The organism is Sulfitobacter sp. 1A15299, assembly GCF_043556915.1.
Taxonomy (GTDB): domain Bacteria; phylum Pseudomonadota; class Alphaproteobacteria; order Rhodobacterales; family Rhodobacteraceae; genus Sulfitobacter.
The window spans coordinates 60,886-80,700 of record NZ_JBIFFJ010000006.1 but is presented as its reverse complement, the minus strand read 5'-3'; the positions used below and the strand labels follow the sequence as shown (position 1 = coordinate 80,700).

Sequence of the window (19,815 nt, the reverse complement as noted above, 5' to 3'; positions counted from 1 at the left end):
CAAAGGGCCGTCAAATGATTTTCGCTACACATGCAAAACTGCCGCAGGGATGGGCGCGCGACGTTCGGATCACGGTGGTCGACGGGCGGGTGACGCAGGTGAAGACCGGGCAGGCACCGCAGGCCGATGACACCCGTGTCGACACCCTGCTGCCCGCGCTGGCCAATCTGCACAGCCACAGCTTCCAACGCGCCATGGCCGGGATGACCGAGACACGTATGGTCGGGAAGGACAGCTTCTGGACATGGCGCGACCTGATGTATCGCTTCACCGCCCATCTGACGCCCGCGCATATCGAAGCCATCGCGGCCTTCGTCTTCCTAGAGATGCAAGAGGCCGGTTTCGCCAGCGTGGGGGAGTTTCATTACCTCCACCACCAGCCCGGTGGCACGCCCTATGACGATCTGGGGGAGCTATCGGCCCGGATCGCGGCGGCGGCGGCGCAGACGGGGATCGGGCTGACCCATCTGCCGGTGCTTTATACCTATGGCGGGGCGGGGCAGCAGCCCTTGCAGGCAGGCCAGGCGCGGTTTGGCAATGGGGTGGCGCGCTTCGGCGCGCTGGTCGCGCGGGCGCAGCAGGCGGTGCGTGAGCTTCCCGCCGATTGCCGCGTCGGCATCGCGCCCCATTCGCTGCGCGCCACCGCGCCGGCGGAATTGGCCGAGGTGCTGGCCGCCCATCCCGATGTGCCGGTCCATATCCACATCGCCGAACAGCCCAAAGAGGTCGCGGATGTCTCCGCATGGCTTGGCGCAGGCCCGGTCGAGTGGTTGCTGGCCAATGCCGAGGTGGCCGAGAACTGGTGCCTGATCCACGCCACCCATATGACGGAAAATGAGACCGCCACCATGGCCCGCAGCGGCGCGGTGGCAGGGCTTTGTCCGGTGACGGAGGCCAATCTGGGCGATGGGCCGTTCAACGGGCCGGGCTACCTTGGCGCCGGGGGGCGGTTTGGCATCGGATCGGATTCCAACGTGTTGATTTCGCTGACCGAGGAGTTGCGCATGTTGGAGTATTCCCAACGTCTGCGGGATTTGGCGCGCAATGTGATGGTGGCGGGCGAAGGCTCGGTCGGGGCGGCGCTTTACACGGGCGCGGCGCGTGGCGGGGCGCAGGCGGTTGGCCGGGGCCGGGGTGAGATCGCGGTCGGCGAGTGGGCCGATCTCGTGGCGATCGACAGCCAAGACCCGGCACTCTGCGCGCTGCGGCCCGACCAACTGCTCGACGGTCTGGCTTTTGCCGCCAAGGACCGGGTGGTGACCGATCTGTGGTCAGCGGGCCGCCATGCGGTGACGGGCGGGCGGCACCGGCAGCGGGACCGGATCGTGGCGGATTACCGTCGCACCATGGCAGAGGTGATGGCGCTTTTGTGAAACCTTCCCTTTTCGGGAACTTTGGTGCGGCCTGCCGGGTTGGCCCGGTAACAAGGCCCGCGCGACTTAACGCGCGGCACAGCCCGGATACATCGAAAGGGAGCGGATCATGAGTCCACCAGACACGAACCTCAAAAAGCAGGAAAGCCGTCACAAGTGGCCCCTGATCGGCATGGCGCTTGTGGTGATCTTTGGCGTTGGGATCATCGTCTTCTGGACGGGCGAGGAAGTCGCGACCGCGCCCGGAACCGAAGAGGAAGTGATCGTCGACGAGGAAAACGTCATCGAGGGCGACGATGAAGCATCGGTGCCGGTCGCGCCTGATTGATCCGAACAGACAGCACCCAAATGCGAAACCCGAAAGCCCCGGCTTTCGGGTTTTGTTGTTTGACCTCTGCCGTCTGGGCGGGCCATCTTGCATCGGTATCGAGGGCAGCGGGGCAGGCACATGTGGTATCTGGTAGGGGACATCGGCGGCACCAATCTGCGCCTCGCGGCGGTGGATCCGGCGGGGGCGGTGGTAGAGCGCCGCAGCCATCCCACCGAAGGGCTGACCACCTTGCCCGACGCCTGCGCGACGTTTTGCGCCAAGATGGGAAGCCCGCCCGACGGGGTTGCCATGGCGGTGGCCGGGGTCGTTGTCGACGGGCAGGTACGGATGACCAATGCCGCGCGCAGCATTTCGCGCGATGATCTGGCGCGAGCCTGCGGTTTGGACCCCACCAAGGTGCTGTTACTCAATGATTTCGAGGCCGCGGCCTGGTCCTTGGCCACGCTGGATGCAGACAATGTGACCTATCTTCAGGGCGGGCCCGACCCGCGACCGGGGGCGCGGGTGATCATCGGCCCGGGGACGGGCCTTGGCGTTGGGTCTTTGGTCTGGCAGGGTGCGCGGCCCACGGCGGTGCCGGGCGAGGGGGGGCACCTGCGGCTCACCCCCCATAGCGCCGAGGAAATGGCCTATTTCGACGCGCTGATCGCGCTTTGGCCCGAGGTGCAGATGGGCGAGGGGCTGGCGGTCGAGGCCGAGGCGATCTTGTCAGGCACCGGCATGCCCTATTGGTATCGCGCCATCGCCTCCGCCCGGGGCGAGACGGCGCATTTGGAGGGGGCGGCGGCGATCTTTGCGGCGGCCAAGGCCGGGGAGGACGCGAGCGCCTGTCGCGCAGTTGCATTGATGGTGCAGTATCTTGGCGGGGTCGCGGGGGATCTGGGCTTGGTCATGGGCGCGCGGGGCGGGGTCTTCGTCACGGGGGGCGTGGCGCAGCAGAACCCGTGGATGCTGGATGACAGCTTCCGCGCCGCCTTTAACGCGGGCGGGCGGCACAGCAAATGGCGCGAAGCGATGCCCTTGGGCCTGTGCAGCGACCCCGACTTTGGCCTCATGGGCGCGCGCAACTGCCTGTTTGTGCAATATGAACGCCCCCTGCCGGATTGACAGCAGACAACGGGCCGCCATGATCGCCGTAGCAGCCGGAGTGCCCTATGCCCAACCTCAATGACCCGAACCGCCAGTTCTTGGCCGAATTGTTCGACACCGCCGTTGCCGCCGCCGATCCGTATTTGATCCTGAAAGACCGGCTGCCGCCGCCGCCCAAGGGGCGCACGGTGGTGATCGGTGCGGGCAAGGGGGCCGCGCAATTGGCGCAGGCGTTCGAGGCGATCTGGCCGCACCCCTATGACGGTGTCGTGGTCACCCGCTACGGCTATGGCGCGCCATGTCAGCGGATCAAGGTGCTGGAGGCCGCGCACCCGGTGCCCGATCAGGCCGGTGTGGAGGCAGCGCGCGCCTTGCAGGAAGCGCTGCGCGGGCTGGGGCCGGAGGATCAGGTGATCGCGCTGATCTGCGGCGGCGGCTCATCGCTCCTCCCCGCCCCGCCCGAGGGGCTGGCACTGGAGGATTTGCAGGCGTTGAACGCGGTGCTTTTGGCCTCGGGCGCGCCGATTTCGGTCATGAATGACATCCGGAAGCAGTTCAGCACGGTCAACGGCGGGCGTTTGGCGGAACTGGCCCATCCTGCGCGGGTGGTAAGCCTTGTCGTCTCGGACGTGCCGGGGGATGATCCGGGGGCCGTGGCCTCCGGCCCCACGGTGCCGGGGCGGCGGGCTGCGGCGGCGGTGCTGGAGGAGGTGGCCGCGCGGGGGTTGGAACTGCCGGAGCGCTGTATGGCGTTTTTGGAAGAGGCCGCCGCGCAGCCTCAGCAGGAGGCGTCGAGCACGACGCAGACCCATGTCATCGCCTCTGCCGGTCTGTCCCTTGCCGCCGCGGCCAAGGCCGCGCAGGCGCGGGGGGTGAACGCGTGGATCCTGTCGGACGCGATCGAGGGCGAGGCGCGGGAGGTGGCGCTGGTTCATGCGGCCCTCGCGCGGCAAGCGCAGGAAAGCGGTTTTCCCCAGCCCGCGCCGCTGGTACTGCTCTCGGGCGGAGAGACGACGGTCACCCTGCGCCACAAGGGGCGCGGCGGGCGGAATAGTGAGTTTGCCCTGTCCCTCGCGCTGGCGCTCGAAGGTCAGGAGGGGATCACGGCCTTGGCCGCGGATACCGACGGCATTGACGGGTCAGAGGATAACGCGGGCGCTTTTGTCGCGGCGGGCACGGCGGCTGCGATGCGCGCGGCGGGGGTGGACCCGCGCGGCGCCTTGCAGCGCAACGATGCCTATGGCGCGTTCAAGGCGATTGATGCGCTGTTTCACACCGGCCCCACCGGGACCAATGTGAATGATTTTCGCGCCCTTCTGATCGGCGATCTGCCGCAGCGTTAGCCTGCTTCGGGGCCGATTTAGGACCGGTCGAAGACGATGACATTGCGCCGCGCGGCGCCGGTCTTGGTGTCGGCAATCGCCTCGTTGATCTGATCCAGCCGCCAGCGGCCTGAGATCAGGCTGTCGAGTTGCAAACGGCCCTGAAGATAGAGGTCGACCATCCACGGGATATCGCGCTGGATCACCACATCGCCCATTTTGGAGCCGACCATACCTTGCCCTAGGGCCGCGAGCACCACCGGCTCATAGCTGGCCTCGGCCCCGCTGTGGGGCATGCCGACCATGATCACCCGGCCCCCGGCGGCAAGGTAGCGCGGCGCGGTTTGATAGGCGGGGATCGCGCCCATGGTGACGATGACGGCATCCGCCCCGCGCCCCATGGCCTTGAAGGCGGCGCGCCACGGCTTCGCTTCGGTGGCAAGCACGGTGTCGGTCGCGCCGAATTCGCAGGCGATGGCGAGTTTGTCTTCGGTCATGTCGACCGCCACGATCCGCCGCGCCCCCGCGATGCGCGCCCCTTGGATCGCGTTGAGGCCGACCCCGCCCGCGCCGATCACCACCACGTCTTGACCCGCGCGCAGGCCCGCTGCGTTGACCACGGCGCCGACGCCAGTGATCACGCCGCAGGCGATCAGGCAGGCGGCGTCTTTGGAAATGTCATGAGAGATCTTCACGACCTGCGACCGGTCGACGACGACCTTCTCGGCGAAACCGCCGGTGTTCATGGCCTGAACGAGCGGTGCGCCCTCCGCCGTTTGCAGCGGCCCTTCGGGCGCTTGCGGGGTTTCGCAGATCGTCGGCTGACCCGAGGCGCAGTTGGGGCAGCTGCCGCAGGCGCGGATCAGGGTGACCACCACGCTGTCGCCCTCGGCCAGACCCTGCACATTCGGCCCCACGGCGCTGACCCGGCCTGCGGCCTCGTGCCCATAGACGGCGGGCAGGGTGCCGCCCCAGCCGCCTTCGGCAAACAGGATGTCTGAATGGCAGATTGCCACGGCATCCAAGGTCACCTCGACCTCGCCCGATTGCGGTGCCTTGATGCGGATGTCTTCGACGCTCAGCGGGCTGTCAAAGGCATGGCAGACGGCGGCTTTGATGGTTTGCAATGGCCTGTCCCTTTCTTTCAATCCTCGCCAGCCTGACGCGGATGGGCCGGTGGCGCAAGGCGGGGAATGGGCCTACTGCGGCGAAGGCCCAGCTTGTGACGTGGGGGTAGGGCGGCTGGCAAAGAGCACTAAGCCACCGAGGGTCAGCAAAAGCGCCAACAGGAAGGGCGCGCCGGGCAGGTAGACCGCAGCCTCCGGCGCGGTGAAATAGGCGAAAACCGCCGTCATCGTCAGCGGCGAGAGGATCATCGCCAGCGCGGTGGAGGAACTGAGCGCGCCGTGCAGCTCGCCTTGGGCATCGGCGTTGACGCGGGCCGACATGATGCCTTGAAGCGCGGGCGGGATCACCCCGGCCAGCGCGGCAAGCGGGGTCATGATCAGCGCCCAAGTGCCCGAGGTCAGCACGGTCAGCGCGGCAAAGGCGGCAAGGGCAAAGACATGGCCCAAAATCACCGTGGTGCGCGCGCCCAAGCGGCGGATCACGGGGCCGATCAAGGCGCCTTGGACAAGCGCCATCTGCACGCCGAAGAGGCCGAGCGACAGGCCGATCATCGTCGGCGACCAGCCAAACCGCTCGACCCCGAAATAGGCCCAGACCGCCGGATAGGCGGCAAAGCCCACATGGTAGATGAAATAGACTGCGAGAAGCCTGCCAACCTCGGGCAGGCGGCCTAGGGCGCGCAGCGCGCCCAGCGGATTGGCCCGCCGCCAGTCGAAGGCGCGGCGCTGCGTCGGGGGCAGGGTTTCGCGCAGCACGGCCCAGCCGAGCGCCGCATTGCCCGCCGCCAGCAGCGCCGCCGCCCAAAAGGGGGCGCGAGTGCCATATTCGCCCAGGACGCCGCCCATCAGCGGCCCCAGAACAAAGCCCGCGCCAAAGGCCGCGCCGATCAGCCCGAAACGCGCCGCGCGGTCCTGCGCCGGGGAGATATCGGCCATATAGGCCGAGGCGGTGGCATGGGTCGCTGCCGTGATGCCGCCCACGAGCCGCCCGATCAGCAGCAGCCAGATGCTGCCCGCGAGCGCCATGACGCCGTAGTCCACTGTCATCACGATCAGCGCCAGCAGCAAGACCGGGCGGCGGCCAAAACGGTCGGAGAGCCCCCCGAGCACCGGGCCGAAGAGAAATTGCATCGCGGCAAAGCCCGTGGCCAACACGCCACCCCAAAGGGCCGCATCGCTTAGCCCGCCGCCGCGAACTTCGCGGATCAGGTCGGGCATGACGGGCAGGATCAAACCGACGCCCATGGCATCGATCATCACCGTCACAAGGATAAAGATCAGTGGCAGCGGCATTCGATCAGATCTGGTCCGCGCAGGCGGTGAAGGCAAGGGTGAACGTCGCGATAGGGCGCGAATGCGGCAGGCGTTGCGGGCGCATGGCCCGCTTGCCGCCAGAGACACCTGCCGCCACGCTCAGCCCTGTGCCTTCGGGATATGCCCGACACTGGCAAAAAAATCGTTTAGCGTATCAGCGTATTCCTGCGGCTGCTCGACACAGGGCAGGTGGCCGGCGCGGCGGATCAGTTTGAATTTCGAGGCCGGGATCAGGTCCATCAACTCGCGCACCAGATCGGGCGGGGTAGAGCCGTCTTCCGACCCTGCGATGCCAAGCGCGGGCAGGCGCAGGCCGGAGGTCGGCGTCATGAAGTCACTGTGCGAAATCGCCGCCGAACAGCCTGCATAGCCTGCGTCGGGCTGCCGCGTCAGCATGTTGCGCCAGAGCGCCAGTTCCGGCGTGGCGCGGAATTGGGCGGAAAACCAGCGCTCCATCACAGCATCGGCAAGGCTTTCGATGCCGCCTTTCTCGACGTCGGCGATCCGGGCATCCCAGATGTCGCGGTTGCCGATCTTGGTGGCCGTATTGCTCAGCACCAGCGCGCGGATCATGTCGAGCCGTTTGACCGCTAGCCCCTGCGCGATCATCCCGCCGATCGACAGGCCCACGAAGACGCAGTCGCGCACCTGAAGGTGGTCGAGCAGCCGCTCGGTGTCGGTGATGAGCGACCCCATCGAATAGGGCGCGGGTGGGCAAGACGACAGGCCGTGGCCGCGTTTGTCGAAACGGATGATGCGCAGACCGGGCGTGAGCAGCGGCATGATCGGATCCCACAGGCGCATGTCGGTGCCGAGCGAATTGGCGAAGACCACGGGCGCGCCGTCTTCAGGGCCGTCGACGCGGTAGTGCAGCTGCACCTCGCCGGTGTCGAAAATCTGCATGGGAGGTCTCCTGTAAGCGGCGTTGAGGGGGCAGCATACCGTGCGGGTGGCGGAGGTCAAAGCGTCTGGGCTTCAGAAATGCCCCGCCCGGCGGCAACGCCGGGCAGCGCCGACCCGCCCCCCTGGGGCGGCGCTGCCCTTGTTTTTATCCCAGTGTCTGTAAAGCGCGGGTGAACATATCCGCGTCCACGTTGCCCCCGGAGATCGTAACGATCACATCGTCCCCTTCAATCTCTCCGCCCCGGAACAGTGCCGCCGCGAGCGCCACGGCACCGCCCGGTTCGGCCACGAGTTTTAACCGGTTGAACGCGTGCCCCATCGCCTGCAACGCCTCCTCGTCGCTCACCACCAGCCCCGGCCCCACCAGCCGCTGCATGATCGGGAAGGTCAGCTCCCCCGGCGCAGGCGTCACGATGGCGTCGCAGATCGAGCCGAGCGCCTTCGCATTTCGCTCGATCTGGTCGGAAAGCAACGAGCGGGCGGCATCGTCGAACCCCTCGGGTTCCGCCGGGCGCACGCGGAATTTCGGCGCTTCGGCCTCCAACGCCAATGCGATGCCAGAGGTCAGGCCCCCGCCGCCGCAACAGACGATCACCTGGGCCGCCGTGATCCCGGCCTCGGCGGCCTGCTGGGCGATTTCCAGCCCTGTGGTGCCTTGGCCCGCGATCACCTGCGGCTCGTCATAGGGCTTGATCAGCGTGAGCCCGCGTTCCTCGGCCAAGGCGGCGCCGATCTCCTCGCGGCTCTCATTCGCGCGGTCATAGAGCACCACCTCGGCGCCATAGGCGCGGGTGTTGGCGATCTTCAGCCGCGGGCTGTCTTCGGGCATGACGATCACGGCGGGCGCGCCGTGCATTTTCGCGGCCAGTGCCACGCCTTGGGCGTGGTTGCCACTGGAATAGGCGATGACGCCCTTGGCGCGCTGCGCGCTCGGCAGGGCCGAGAGGGCCGACCACGCGCCGCGGAACTTGAAGCTGCCGGTATGCTGCAAACACTCGGGTTTGACCCAGACCCGGCGGCCCGCGATCTCGTCCAGAAAGGGGGAGTTCAAGAGCGGCGTGCGCCGCACATGCCCCTTGGCGCGGTCGGCGGCGGCGCGGATCATGTCGATGTTCATTTGATTTGTCCTATCCATTCGTGCAGCGCGGCAAGCGCTTGGGGTTCGTCGAGAAAGGGGACATGGCCGCGGTCCGGCACGTCGGCCACGATCATATCGGGGCGGCGGGCCTGCATCTGCATCAGCGTCTCGCGGCTGAACAGGGTGGAATTGGCCCCCCGGATCGTGACCAGCGGCAGCCCTTGCAGCGCATCGAAGAACGGCCAAAGGTCGACAGTCTGTTGGCCTGCGGCGGCCACGGCATCGCGCAGATGCGGATCATAGGTGATCTTCAGCCCCTCGTCGGTCGCCCTGTAGTGGCGTTTGACCTCCTCAAGCCAGCGGCTCTCGGGCACGCCGTGAAACTCGGGGAAGGCGCGGGCCATGGCGGCGGCGGCCTCCTCATACGTTTTGGCGGCGGGGTTGCGGCCAAGATAGCCCATGATGAATTCCACGCCTTTGGGATCAAGCTCGGGGCCGACGTCATTCAGCGCCACGCCCAAAAGGTGATCATGGGCAGTCATCGCCAGCGCCATGGCGTTAAGCCCGCCGCGCGAGGTGCCGATGAGGGCGACCTGTTCCAAGCCCAGGTGCGCAAGCAATTCCAGCACGTCGCGGCATTCCACCGAGAGCGTGTAGTTCCGCCAATTCGCGTCGAAATCCGAGCGGCCCCGGCCCCGGTAGTCCATGCGGATCAACCGGTGATCGGCCAAATGCGGGGCGAGGTAGTCGAAATCCGCGCCGGTGCGGGTGAGCCCGGCAAGGCAAAGGATCGGCAGGCCGCGGCCCTCATCCGTGTAATGTAGCGACAGCCCGTCGGAGGTGGTGAAACGGGGCATTACAGACCCGCCAACGCGGGAATGCCGCTGAGTTCGCGCAGCTGATGCGCGGGTTTCCACGGCAACCGGTCCACCGGATCGCCGCCCCGGTTTACCCATGCAGTGGTGAACCCATAGCCCGTCGCCGCCGCCGCGTCCCAGCCGTTGGAGGACACGAACAGCACCTCGTCCTTGGCGCAGCCGAAGTGTGCCCCGACAAGGTCGTAGACCGACGTATGCGGTTTAAAGACGCCGACGCTTTCCACCGAGAGCGAAACATCCAAAAGACCACCGATTCCCGCCGATTGCACCGCCCCGTCCAACATCGCGGGCGCGCCGTTGGACAGGATCGCGGTGTTCAGGCCCCCGTCCTTGAGCGCTTGCAGCATGGCGGGCACCTCGTCATAGGCGCGAAGCTCCCAGTAAAGCGCCAGCAGGCGCTTGCGCAGGGCAGGGTCATCGGCGAGGTTCATCTTCTCTAGCGTCCAGTCCAGCCCCTCTTGGGTGACCTGCCAGAAATCGTCATGCGCCCCGGTCACTGCCCGAAGCCATGAATACTGCAACTGCTTGAGACGCCAGTGTTCCGCCAGTTCCGGCCATGTCTCGGCAATCGCGGCGAAAGCGGGTTCGGCTGCGGCCTCGCGGGCGGCGGCGGCCACGTCGAAGAGGGTTCCATAGGCGTCGAAAACGCAGGTGGTGATGGGCATCTGACAGGCTCTCCCTTTCCGTGTCGCGGCAGAGTGGCACGCAGGGGCGGCGGCGAAAAGGGGCGAATTCCGCGTTCGACCCGGACGGGGGGTTTACTCTCGGGGTCACAATCTTCATGCTGTCGCGGAATTTGGAGCACCCGCGCAGATACGCGGCCTCCTTCCCTTTTCCCCTACAGATTGGAGACACCCGATGGCTGAGGTCAAATCCGGCGACACAGTACAGATTCACTATACCGGCACGTTGAAAGACGGCACCACATTCGACAGCTCCGAGGGCCGCGACCCGCTTGAGTTCGTCGTGGGTTCGGGCCAGATCATCCCCGGTCTCGACAGCGCGCTGCCCGGCATGACCGAGGGCGACAAGAAGGTCGTTCAAGTGCCCAGTGAAGAGGCCTATGGCCCCGTGAACCCCGAGATGCGTCAGGCCGTGCCGCGCGAAGGCATCCCGGCGGACATCCCGCTCGATCCCGGTACGCAGCTGCAAATGCAGACCCCCGAGGGCCAAGCACTGCCGGTGACCGTGGTCGAGGTTGACGAGACCACCGTCACGCTCGACGCCAACCACCCGCTGGCGGGCAAAGACCTGCAGTTCGACATCGAACTGGTCAAGATCGCTTCGGCGGCCTGATGTCGGTGGCCGGGGGGCTTTCCCCCCCGGCACGCTCCAAAGACGTATCCAGCGTCTTTTCCCCTCGCACGCCCGCGCATTGGCGCTTATGCAGGGGCCATGGATACCCCAGATACATTCGAGATTTTCCTTGTCTGCCCGCCCGGGCTTGAGGATTTGCTCTGCGCCGAAGCGCAGGAAAAAGGTTTTGCAGCAGCGCAGGCCCAGCCCGGTGGCGTGCGCGTGCAGGGCGGCTGGCCCGAGGTCTGGCGCGCCAATCTTGAGCTGCGCGGTGCCGCGCGTGTGCTGGTGCGGATCGGCGGTTTCATGGCCTTCCATCTGGCGCAGTTGGACAAACGCTGTCGGAAGTTCCCCTTCGGTGACGTGTTGCGGTCGGATGTGCCGGTGAAGGTGCAGGTGACGACCAAGGCGTCGAAGATTTACCACGCCGGAGCGGCGGCGCAGCGGGTCGAGACGGCGCTGCGCGAGAGCCACGGGATCACGGTGGACGCCGAGGCGGCGCTGGTGCTGAAAGTGCGTATTCACGACAATCAGGTGACCTTCAGCCTCGATACCTCCGGCGAGGCGCTGCACAAGCGCGGTCACAAGGAGGCCGTGGGCAAGGCGCCGATGCGCGAGAACATGGCGGCGCTGATGCTGCGGTCTTGCGGCTATGTGCCCGGTGAGCCGGTGGTTGATCCGATGTGCGGCTCGGGCACGTTCCTGATCGAGGCGGCGGAGATCGCGGCGGGGCTGAAGCCCGGACGCTCGCGGCGCTTCGCCTTTGAGGATGTGGCGAGTTTCGATGCCAGGGCGTGGGGCGCGATGCGCGCGGAGGGGGAGGTGGCCGAGCCTGCCGCGCGGTTCCACGGCTCGGACCGGGACGCAGGCGCGGTACGGATGAGCACGGCCAATGCCGACCGGGCCGGGGTGGGGGAATGGTGTCATTTTGCCTGCCACGGGGCCGGGGAGGTGCAGCCGCCCGAGGGTCCGCCCGGACTGGTGATCGTGAACCCGCCCTATGGCGGGCGGATCGGCAACAAGAAGCTGCTTTATCCGCTCTACGGGACGCTGGGGGAGACGCTGAAAGCGCGCTTCCGCGGCTGGCGCGTGGGATTGGTGACGTCAGAGCCCGCGCTGGCGAAGGCGACGGGGCTGCCGTGGAAGGGGCAGGGGCCGGCGATCGCGCATGGCGGGATGAAGGTTTGGCTCTGGCAGACGGATGTGCTGCGGTAGAAGTTGCCACCCGGCCCGGAATCAAGCCGCAGGCGCCGGGCCATCGCCTGCCCGCCCCCTGGGTAGGCGATTTGGCGAGGCTGGACGAAACTTCGCGAATTCACGTCACGGCTGAACCATAAAGTGGCATGGTTCAACCGTTGGATCGCCGACCCGCGGCCAGGCGATGGCCCTCAGGTCAATATTGCCACCCCGGCCCGGCGCCTGCGGCTTGATTCCGGGCCGGGACAGTCGAAACCGCTTTACAGGTTCTCCGCCTGCGGCATCCCCAGCACGTGGAAGCCGCCATCGACGCGGATGATCTCCCCCGTCGTGCAAGCGCCCGCGTCGGAGGCCAGATAGACCGCCGTGCCCCCCACAGCTTCCAAGGTCGCGTTCGACCGCAACGGCGCATTCTGATCGGTATGCTTGTAGGTCTTGCGCGCGCCGCCAATCGCCGCCCCGGCAAGCGTCTTCATCGGACCCGGCGAAATCGCGTTCACTCGGATGCCTTCCGGCCCCAGATCATTCGCCAGATAGCGCGTCGCACTTTCCAGCGCCGCCTTGGCCACGCCCATCACATTGTAATTCGGCGTCACCCGGTTCGAGCCCATGTAGGTCAGCGTCATCAGCGTGCCGCCGTTGTCTTTCATCAGCGGATGCGCGCGGCGCGCCACGTCGATGAAGGAATAGGCCGAGATATCCATCGAGTTCTTGAAGTTCGCCCGGCTGGTGTTCAAAAAACGCCCCGTCAGTTCGGATTTGTCCGAAAAGGCAATGGCATGCACGACGAAGTCGATCGTCGGCCAACGCGCGCCCAACTCCTCGAAAGCGCGGTCGAGCGAGGCGTCGTCGGTTACGTCAACGTCGACCATGAAGTCCGAGCCCACGCTCTGCGCCAGCGGCTCCAGCCGCTTGCCAAAAGCCTCACCCTGATAGGTGAAGGCCAGTTCAGCCCCGGCCTCGGCCATTGCCTTGGCGATGCCCCAGGCGATGGAGCGTTCATTGGCCACACCCATGACGAGGCCGCGTTTTCCTGCAAGCAATCCAGACATGCCCAGCCCTCAGCCTTGGTACTTCGACAGGATCATCGACCCGTTGGTGCCGCCGAACCCGAAGGAGTTCGTCATCACCGAGTCGAGGCCCGCGTTGTCGACCCGCTCCAGCGCGATCTCGGACGCATCCAGCGCCGGGTCGAGGTTTTGCACGTTGATCGACTTGGCGATGAAATCGTTGTCGAGCATCAAGAGCGAGAAGATCGCCTCAAGCGCGCCGGCAGCGCCTTGTGCGTGGCCGGTCATCGACTTGGTGGAGCTGACGGGCGGGGTGTTGCCCTCACCGAAGACGCGGCGCACGGCCTCGATCTCGCCCACGTCGCCCACGGGCGTCGAGGTGCCATGGGCGTTGATATAGCCCACCTTGCGGCCCTCGGGCAGGGTCTCCAGCGCCAGACGCATCGCGCGCTCGCCGCCTTCGCCCGAAGGGGCGACCATGTCATGCCCGTCGCTGGTGGCGGCATAGCCGGTCACCTCGGCGTAGATTTTCGCACCGCGCGCCAGCGCGTGGTCGAGGTCTTCCAGCACCAGCATGCCGCCGCCACCGGAGATCACGAAACCGTCGCGGTCGGCATCAAAAGCGCGGCTCGCCGTCTCGGGCGCGTCGTTGTATTTCGAGGACATCGCGCCCATCGCGTCGAAGAGGCACGACAGCGTCCAGTCCAGCTCCTCGCCACCACCGGCGAACATCACGTCCTGCTTGCCCAGCATGATCTGCTCGGCCGCGTTGCCGATGCAATGCAGCGAGGTGGAGCAGGCGGAAGTGATGGAATAGTTGATGCCCTTGATTTTGAAAGCGGTCGACAGGTTCGCGCTCACGGTCGAGGACATGCATTTCGGCACCGCGAAGGGCCCGATCCGCTTGGTCGCGCCGGTGTCTTTCACGATGTTGTGCGCGGCGAACATGGCCGAGGTCGATGGCCCACCGGAGCCTGCCACCAGACCGGTGCGCGGGTTGCTGATCTGCGCCTCGTCCAGACCCGCATCCTTGATCGCCTGCTGCATGGCGACATAGGCATAGCCCGCGCCCGGCCCCATGAAACGCAGGGTGCGCTTGTCGATGTGATCGGCCAGATTGATCTTCAGCGTCCCGGCAACGCGGCTGCGGAACCCGTGTTCGGCCATCTCCGGGCTGGCTTCGATCCCGGAGGTGCCGTTTTTCAGTGCTTCGAGCACTTCTTCGGCGTTGTTTCCGATGGATGAGACAATCCCCAACCCTGTGACGACGACGCGGCGCATGCGCAGCACTCCTTTGTTTTGGCAGACCCGGTGTATGCCAGCACGCCCATACGGCGCAAGCGCTTTGCCGACCCACCACGCGCGAAGATCGCGGTCAAGGTTCTGTGATGGAACGGGGCAGGTGCAGGCGGTGTTGCCCCCCCGAGACATGAAGGAGATCAGAATGCCCAAGATCAATACGGTAAATCCCGCCACCGAAGAGGTGCTCGACACCTATGACGTGATGTCCGAAGCCGAAGCGACCCAAGCGGTCGAGGCCACGCATGAGGCCTTTAAAGAGTGGCGCAAGCTGACCCATGCCGAACGCGCGCCCTATCTGAAAAAGATCGCCGAGAAGCTGCGCGAGAATAAGGAAAGCCTGTCGGAGTTGATGACCCGCGAGGTGGGCAAGCTCTACAAAGACGGGCTGACCGAGGTCGAACTCTGCGCGCAGATCTTTGAGTATACCGCCGAGAACGGCCCCGACATGCTGAAGGACGAAGAGCGCAAACACGCGGGCGGCAAGAAACGCGGTGTGGTGACCTATCAGCCCATCGGCGTAATCTATCAGATTCAGCCGTGGAACTTCCCCCTCTACCAGCCCGTGCGCGTGCTGGCCGCGAACCTGATGACCGGCAACGGCTGCGTCCTGAAACATGCGGAGATCTGTACCGGCAGCGGCCTGCGTTTGAAAGAGCTTTGCGAAGAAGCGGGCCTGCCCAAAGACCTGTTCAACGTCATTGTCATCGACCACGATACCTCTGACAAGCTGATCGGGCACAAGCTGGTGCGCGGCGTGACCATGACCGGCTCTGACAGCGCGGGCAGCCATATCGGGGCCGAGGCCGCGAAACATTTGAAGAAATCCGTGCTCGAACTGGGGTCGAACGACGCCTATCTCGTGTTGGACGATGCCGATATCGAGACAGCGGTGAAATTCTCGACCATGGGGCGGCTTTACAACAATGGCCAGACCTGCGTGTCGGCCAAGCGTTTCATCGTGACCGAGAAGAATTACGACGCCTTTGTAAGCGCGTACGTCGATGCGATGAAGGCGATCCCGATGGGGGATCCGATGGACGAAGACACCAAGCTTGGACCTTTGTCGAGCCAAGAGCAGTCCGAAACCGTCCGCGATCAGGTGAAAGAGAGCGTCGAGAAGGGGGCCAAGGTGCTTTGCGGTGGCGAAGTGCCCGACCGCACGGGCGCCTATTATCCTGCGACCGTATTGGCCGAGGTCAAGCCGGGCATGCCAGCCTATGACGATGAGATCTTCGGCCCCGTCGCCTCGGTCATCCGCGCCAAGGATGACGAAGACGCGATGCGCATTGCCAATGACAGCCGCTACGGTCTGGGCGGCGGCATCTTCTGCACGGATGAAGAACACGCCCTGCGCCTTGCGCGCGATGAATTCGACACCGGCATGGTGCGGATCAACAACTTTGGCGCTGCCGATCCGAACATGCCCTTCGGCGGGGTGAAGGACTCCGGCTACGGGCGTGAGCATGGTGGCTTTGGCATGAAAGAATTCGTCAACGCCAAGTCGATTTTCCTGCCGTCGTAACCGGCAAAGGGCGGGCGGCGCGAAACGCCGCTCGCCCGTATCAAACTAAATTGCGAGAGGTTCCATATGACCATGAAAGTACTTGTCGCCGGTGCGACCGGCAAAACCGGGCGTTTGCTTGTCAGTGAATTAAAAGATCGCGGGGCCGAGCCCATCGCATTGGTGCGCGACGGCTCCGACACCTCTGTCCTGCCCGAGGGCACCGAAGAGCGGAAGGGTGATCTAACCAACCTGCAAGCGGGTGTCTGTGACGGTGTCGACGCCGTTGTCTTCGCCGCCGGGTCGGGCAGCAGCACCGGGCCGGAGATGACCGAAAAGGTCGACCGCGAAGGCGCGCAGCATCTGGTCGATCTGGCCCGCGAGGCTAAGGTCGACCGCTTCGTGATGCTGAGTTCGGTGGGCGCCGACAACCCGCCTGAGGATCATGAGATGACCCATTACCTGAAGGCGAAACAGGCGGCGGATGAACATCTGCAAGGCTCTGGCCTGACCCATTCGATCCTGCGGCCCGTGGCGCTGACCGATGACCCCAAGACCAATGCGGTCAAACTGGGCGAGGGTGTCGATCAGAAGGGTGAGGCGCATCGTGCTGACGTGGCCGCCGTATTGGCCGAGGCCGCTGTGACCGGGCGGCATGACGGTAAGGTGCAAGACATGCAGACGCTTTGAGCGGCAATGCAAAAGGGGGCCGCCTGGCCCCCTTTTCATATCCATAAAGTCGCAGCGCTTCAGCTTTCGCTGAGGGCGACTTTCATGTCTTTTACCTGATAGATCACTTCGCCATCGGCTTCGACGATACCGTCAGCCACGCCCATGGTCAGGCGGCGGGTCTGGATCGCCTTGGTGAAGTCGATCTTGTAGGTCAGCATCTTGCGGTCCGGGCGCACCATGCCGGTGAGCTTCACCTCGCCCACGCCGAGCGCATAACCGCGCCCCTGCCAGCCGCGCCAGCCGAGGTTGAAGCCCGTGAGCTGCCACAGACCGTCGAGGCCAAGGCAGCCGGGCATGATCGGATTGCCGGGGAAGTGGCAGTCAAAGAACCACAGGTCCGGGGTGATATCGAATTCGGCGGTGATATGGCCCTTGCCATGGGCGCCGCCATCGGCCGAGACATCGGTGATCCGGTCCATCATGAGCATCGGCGGGGCGGGAAGCTGTGCGTTGCCGGGGCCAAAAAGCTCACCGCGGGCGCATTTCAGCAGATCTTCCTTGTCGAAACTCGTGGGGTAGTCGGCCATGCTGCGGCTCTCCTGCTGCTCTGTTATAATGTCCGGCCCCGTTTAGCACCCCGCCGCCGCGTGCCGCAAGGGCGCGGCAGGGGCGCTGCGACGATTGATGCAAGGTTTTCAATTGAAAACCGGGGATTTCCTCCTTTATATGACCCTGAAAGGCAGGGAACTGATGTCCGTAGAGGAACAAGAGGTCGGAACGCGCTGGTTGGCTCAGGCCGGGCTGCGCCCCACGCGCCAACGTGTCACGCTGGCAAGCCTTCTGGTGGGCGATGGGCAAGACCGCCACGTCACCGCCGAAAGCCTGTTCGAGGCCGCGAAGGGGCAGGGCGAGGCCGTGTCGCTGGCCACGGTCTACAACACGCTGCGCGCGTTCTGCGATGCCGGGCTGTTGCAGGAGGTGACTGTGGATGGCTCGAAAAGCTATTTCGACACCAACACCCATGACCACCCGCATTTCTTTTGGGAAGACGACAGCAAGCTGACCGATGCACCCTCGGAGCAATTGGTCATCGCACAGCTTCCCGATGCGCCCGAAGGGGCCGAGATTGCCTCGGTCGATGTGGTGATCCGGCTGCGCCGGAAGACCTGAACCGGCGGGGCACACCCCGCCGCCTGCGTGATCAGCCGCCTTTGCGCAGCACCAAGAAGGTCATCATCCCCATGGGCGGCAGGGCGCGTTCGTCTTCGACCTCCAACGCGTCTTGTTGCAGAACGGTCTCCATCTCGAAATCCGAATGCCAGCCCAGCGTATTCGCAAAGGGGGCCGAGACTTTTTCCAGAAAGCCGAGCACGCCCGTGGTGCGCATGAAATGGTTGGCGATAACCACCTGACCGCCGGGTTTCAGCACGCGGGCGATCTCTTCCATCACGCGCTCAGGCTCGGGCACCACGGAGAGCACATGCATCGCGGCGATCGTGTCGAAACTGGCATCGGGGAAGTCGAGGTCGCGCGCGTCCATCTGGCGCAAGCCCGCGACATGTTGCAGCCCTTCGCGGGAGACGCGCTGGCGGGCCTTGGCAAGCATCTCGTCACTGAAATCAATGCCGGTGACCGAGAGGTGCGGCGCATAGTGGGGCAGGGACAGGCCAGTGCCGACCCCCACTTCAAGGACAGAGCCGCTGCCCTTGTTGATATGGGCCACGACATGGCGGCGACCGCCACTGGTCAGGGCGCCGAAGGTCTTGTCGTAGATCGGTGCCCAACGGGCATAGGATGTCTCGACCGCCTTGATGTCCATTTCAATTCCTTTTGGTTAAACCCGTTTTCCGTGCTCTCAGAAGCCCCCAGATCACCATGCCGATATAGGCCAAGCAAAGCACGACAAGCGTGGTCCAAGCGTAGGTGGCGAGGGCGGCGGCGAAAATTGCCACGCCCACCAGCAGGTATTTCACATGGCGTCGGGAGACTTTGGTGGTTTTGAAAGACCATGTGGGGATGCGGCTGATCATCAGAAAACCGATCAGCACCATATGCAGGCAGATCATCCAATCCGGCAGGATGGGCCGGTTGTGAAAGGCAAAGGACAGCGTCATCGGCAAGAGCACCAGCAGCGCGCCCGCGGGCGACGGGATGCCGGTGAAGAAGGAACCGGATTCCCCCACCGCATCGCCATTCTTGGCCTTGGCCGCTTCGGCCTTGTCGTTGACGTTGAACCGCGCCAGTCGCACCACGCAGCAAACCGCATAGATCAGCACGGAAATCCAGGCCGCCGAGCGCATGTCCTGCAGCGCCCAAAAATAGAGGATCAGCGGCGGGGCCACGCCGAAGTTCAGGAAATCGGCCAGCGAGTCGAGTTCCGCGCCCATCGGGCTGGAAGACCGCAAAAGCCGCGCAAGCCGCCCGTCCAAGCCATCCAGCACGCAGGCCAGAAGGATCAGTTGCACCGCCAGCACGTAGTTGCCCTGCACCCCAAAGCGGATCGCCGATAGCCCTGCGCAAATCGCGGTGATCGTCAGCGCATTGGGCAGAAGCTGGATCAGCGCAAGGTCCGCGCCGGTCTTTTCAGAAGGGGGGCGCATGGGGTCTTTCCTAAAGCGGGGCGGTCTCTGCAACCGGCTGTTTCAACTCGGCCAGCACGGTTTCCCCGGCGACCATGGTCTGCCCGATGCGCACCATCGGGTCGACGCCTTCGGGCAGGTAAACATCTAGCCGGGAGCCGAAGCGGATCAAGCCGAAGCGTTCGCCGGTCTCAAGCCCGTCGCCGGATTTCACGAAGCAGACGATGCGCCGCGCCACGAGGCCCGCGATCTGCACCACCGCGATGTCGCGCCCGTCGTCCATGCGGATGCACAGGCTGTTACGCTCGTTGTCGGCGCTGGCCTTGTCGAGCGAGGCGTTGAAGAACTTGCCCGGACGGTAGGCCACGGCCTGCACCTTGCCTGCCACGGGGGCGCGGTTGATGTGGCAGTTGAAGACGCTCATGAAAACGCTGACGCGGGTCAGCGGCACATCCGGCATGCCCAGTTCGGCGGGGGGCACCGCAGGCTCGATGAGTGAGACGATGCCATCGGCGGGGCTGACGATCAGGTCGGGCCGGTCGGGGGTGACACGCTCGGGGTCGCGAAAGAAGTAGTAGCACCAGATCGTCAGGCCCACGCCGATCCAGCCAAGGACTTCTTCGATGGCAAAGAGCACCAGCGTGACGGCGGCGAAGATCGCCACGAATTTGATGCCCTCGCGGTGCATCGGTTTGATGAATGTGTCGAGCATGTTGACGGCCATCGGACCCTCCGTTGTGGCTGTCTTCCGTCATAGGAGCATGGCGGGCGAGTGCAAGGAGGTTTTGGGCGCGCGCCGGATTTGGGCGGTTGGACGTAAAGCGGTAAGGGCAGCGCACTTCG

Annotated in this window: 21 protein-coding genes; 9 read left to right on the top strand and 12 right to left on the bottom strand. The window is 65.2% G+C overall.

Annotation, left to right across the window (positions count from 1 at the left end):
* Positions 1 to 14: 14 nt before the first annotated feature.
* From ACGYK7_RS09625 to ACGYK7_RS09610, 4 genes are all read left to right on the top strand, one after another.
* Positions 15 to 1,373 (top strand): formimidoylglutamate deiminase, encoded by a 1,359-nt coding sequence (locus tag ACGYK7_RS09625; protein ID WP_394401513.1) that lies wholly within the window; start codon positions 15 to 17, stop codon positions 1,371 to 1,373.
* A gap of 109 nt (positions 1,374 to 1,482) precedes the next feature.
* A complete protein-coding gene (locus tag ACGYK7_RS09620) occupies positions 1,483 to 1,701 on the top strand; it encodes a hypothetical protein (RefSeq protein WP_394401510.1) in 219 nt (72 codons plus the stop codon).
* A 120-nt stretch (positions 1,702 to 1,821) separates the two neighbouring features.
* Entirely contained in the window at positions 1,822 to 2,811 is a 990-nt protein-coding gene (locus tag ACGYK7_RS09615; protein ID WP_394401508.1) for an ROK family protein, read from the top strand.
* A gap of 47 nt (positions 2,812 to 2,858) precedes the next feature.
* A complete protein-coding gene (locus ACGYK7_RS09610) occupies positions 2,859 to 4,136 on the top strand; it encodes a glycerate kinase (RefSeq protein WP_394401506.1) in 1,278 nt (425 codons plus the stop codon).
* A 17-nt stretch (positions 4,137 to 4,153) separates the two neighbouring features.
* On the opposite strand, the gene ACGYK7_RS09605 is transcribed toward ACGYK7_RS09610, so the two are convergent.
* The 6 genes from ACGYK7_RS09605 to ACGYK7_RS09580 all read right to left on the bottom strand — a co-directional run bounded on the left by ACGYK7_RS09605 (position 4,154) and on the right by ACGYK7_RS09580 (position 10,080).
* A complete protein-coding gene (locus ACGYK7_RS09605; protein WP_394401503.1) occupies positions 4,154 to 5,242 on the bottom strand; it encodes an alcohol dehydrogenase catalytic domain-containing protein in 1,089 nt (362 codons plus the stop codon).
* A 72-nt stretch (positions 5,243 to 5,314) separates the two neighbouring features.
* On the bottom strand, positions 5,315 to 6,643 hold the full coding sequence (locus ACGYK7_RS09600) for a TCR/Tet family MFS transporter (RefSeq protein ID WP_394401500.1): 1,329 nt from the start codon (positions 6,641 to 6,643) through the stop codon (positions 5,315 to 5,317).
* A 12-nt stretch (positions 6,644 to 6,655) separates the two neighbouring features.
* Complete coding sequence (gene pcaD, locus ACGYK7_RS09595) at positions 6,656 to 7,459, bottom strand: 3-oxoadipate enol-lactonase (protein WP_394401498.1); 804 nt, start codon at positions 7,457 to 7,459, stop codon at positions 6,656 to 6,658.
* A 145-nt stretch (positions 7,460 to 7,604) separates the two neighbouring features.
* Complete coding sequence (locus ACGYK7_RS09590; protein ID WP_394401496.1) at positions 7,605 to 8,576, bottom strand: threonine/serine dehydratase; 972 nt, start codon at positions 8,574 to 8,576, stop codon at positions 7,605 to 7,607.
* Positions 8,573 to 9,394: an alpha/beta fold hydrolase gene (locus ACGYK7_RS09585; RefSeq protein ID WP_394401493.1), complete on the bottom strand. Its 822-nt coding sequence runs from the start codon at positions 9,392 to 9,394 to the stop codon at positions 8,573 to 8,575. The genes ACGYK7_RS09590 and ACGYK7_RS09585 overlap by 4 nt, the downstream gene beginning before the upstream one ends.
* Positions 9,394 to 10,080 (bottom strand): haloacid dehalogenase type II, encoded by a 687-nt coding sequence (locus ACGYK7_RS09580; protein ID WP_394401491.1) that lies wholly within the window; start codon positions 10,078 to 10,080, stop codon positions 9,394 to 9,396. The genes ACGYK7_RS09585 and ACGYK7_RS09580 overlap by 1 nt, the downstream gene beginning before the upstream one ends.
* A gap of 193 nt (positions 10,081 to 10,273) precedes the next feature.
* On the opposite strand from ACGYK7_RS09580, the gene ACGYK7_RS09575 reads away from it, so the two are divergent.
* Positions 10,274 to 10,711: a peptidylprolyl isomerase gene (locus ACGYK7_RS09575; protein ID WP_394401488.1), complete on the top strand. Its 438-nt coding sequence runs from the start codon at positions 10,274 to 10,276 to the stop codon at positions 10,709 to 10,711.
* Positions 10,712 to 10,810: 99 nt separating this feature from the next.
* A complete protein-coding gene (locus ACGYK7_RS09570) occupies positions 10,811 to 11,926 on the top strand; it encodes a class I SAM-dependent RNA methyltransferase (protein ID WP_394401486.1) in 1,116 nt (371 codons plus the stop codon).
* 242 nt (positions 11,927 to 12,168) lie between these two features.
* Here the strand turns inward: ACGYK7_RS09570 and ACGYK7_RS09565 are convergent, their stop codons facing one another.
* Both ACGYK7_RS09565 and fabB read right to left on the bottom strand, forming a co-directional pair.
* On the bottom strand, positions 12,169 to 12,960 hold the full coding sequence (locus tag ACGYK7_RS09565; RefSeq protein WP_394401484.1) for an enoyl-ACP reductase: 792 nt from the start codon (positions 12,958 to 12,960) through the stop codon (positions 12,169 to 12,171).
* 9 nt (positions 12,961 to 12,969) lie between these two features.
* Complete coding sequence (gene fabB / locus ACGYK7_RS09560) at positions 12,970 to 14,199, bottom strand: beta-ketoacyl-ACP synthase I (RefSeq protein ID WP_394401481.1); 1,230 nt, start codon at positions 14,197 to 14,199, stop codon at positions 12,970 to 12,972.
* 163 nt (positions 14,200 to 14,362) lie between these two features.
* Here fabB and ACGYK7_RS09555 point away from each other — a divergent pair, with 163 nt between their 5' ends.
* Both ACGYK7_RS09555 and ACGYK7_RS09550 read left to right on the top strand, forming a co-directional pair.
* The gene (locus tag ACGYK7_RS09555) at positions 14,363 to 15,742 is read left to right on the top strand and encodes an NAD-dependent succinate-semialdehyde dehydrogenase (protein WP_394401480.1); all 1,380 of its coding nucleotides are present in this window, start codon (positions 14,363 to 14,365) and stop codon (positions 15,740 to 15,742) included.
* 66 nt (positions 15,743 to 15,808) lie between these two features.
* The gene (locus tag ACGYK7_RS09550; protein WP_394401477.1) at positions 15,809 to 16,411 is read left to right on the top strand and encodes an SDR family oxidoreductase; all 603 of its coding nucleotides are present in this window, start codon (positions 15,809 to 15,811) and stop codon (positions 16,409 to 16,411) included.
* Positions 16,412 to 16,470: 59 nt separating this feature from the next.
* On the opposite strand, the gene fabA is transcribed toward ACGYK7_RS09550, so the two are convergent.
* Complete coding sequence (gene fabA, locus ACGYK7_RS09545) at positions 16,471 to 16,980, bottom strand: bifunctional 3-hydroxydecanoyl-ACP dehydratase/trans-2-decenoyl-ACP isomerase (RefSeq protein WP_394401475.1); 510 nt, start codon at positions 16,978 to 16,980, stop codon at positions 16,471 to 16,473.
* Positions 16,981 to 17,143: 163 nt separating this feature from the next.
* On the opposite strand from fabA, the gene irrA reads away from it, so the two are divergent.
* Positions 17,144 to 17,563, top strand: a complete 420-nt coding sequence (irrA, locus tag ACGYK7_RS09540; RefSeq protein ID WP_394401473.1) for an iron response transcriptional regulator IrrA — start codon at positions 17,144 to 17,146, stop codon at positions 17,561 to 17,563.
* Positions 17,564 to 17,594: 31 nt separating this feature from the next.
* Here irrA and ACGYK7_RS09535 read toward each other — a convergent pair whose 3' ends face one another.
* From ACGYK7_RS09535 to ACGYK7_RS09525, 3 genes are read right to left on the bottom strand one after another with little or no spacing between them, the layout of a single operon-like run.
* A complete protein-coding gene (locus ACGYK7_RS09535; RefSeq protein ID WP_394401471.1) occupies positions 17,595 to 18,212 on the bottom strand; it encodes a class I SAM-dependent methyltransferase in 618 nt (205 codons plus the stop codon).
* Position 18,213: 1 nt separating this feature from the next.
* A complete protein-coding gene (pssA, locus tag ACGYK7_RS09530; protein WP_394401468.1) occupies positions 18,214 to 18,993 on the bottom strand; it encodes a CDP-diacylglycerol--serine O-phosphatidyltransferase in 780 nt (259 codons plus the stop codon).
* Between the two features lie 10 nt (positions 18,994 to 19,003).
* On the bottom strand, positions 19,004 to 19,696 hold the full coding sequence (locus ACGYK7_RS09525; protein ID WP_394401465.1) for a phosphatidylserine decarboxylase: 693 nt from the start codon (positions 19,694 to 19,696) through the stop codon (positions 19,004 to 19,006).
* Positions 19,697 to 19,815: the final 119 nt, after the last annotated feature.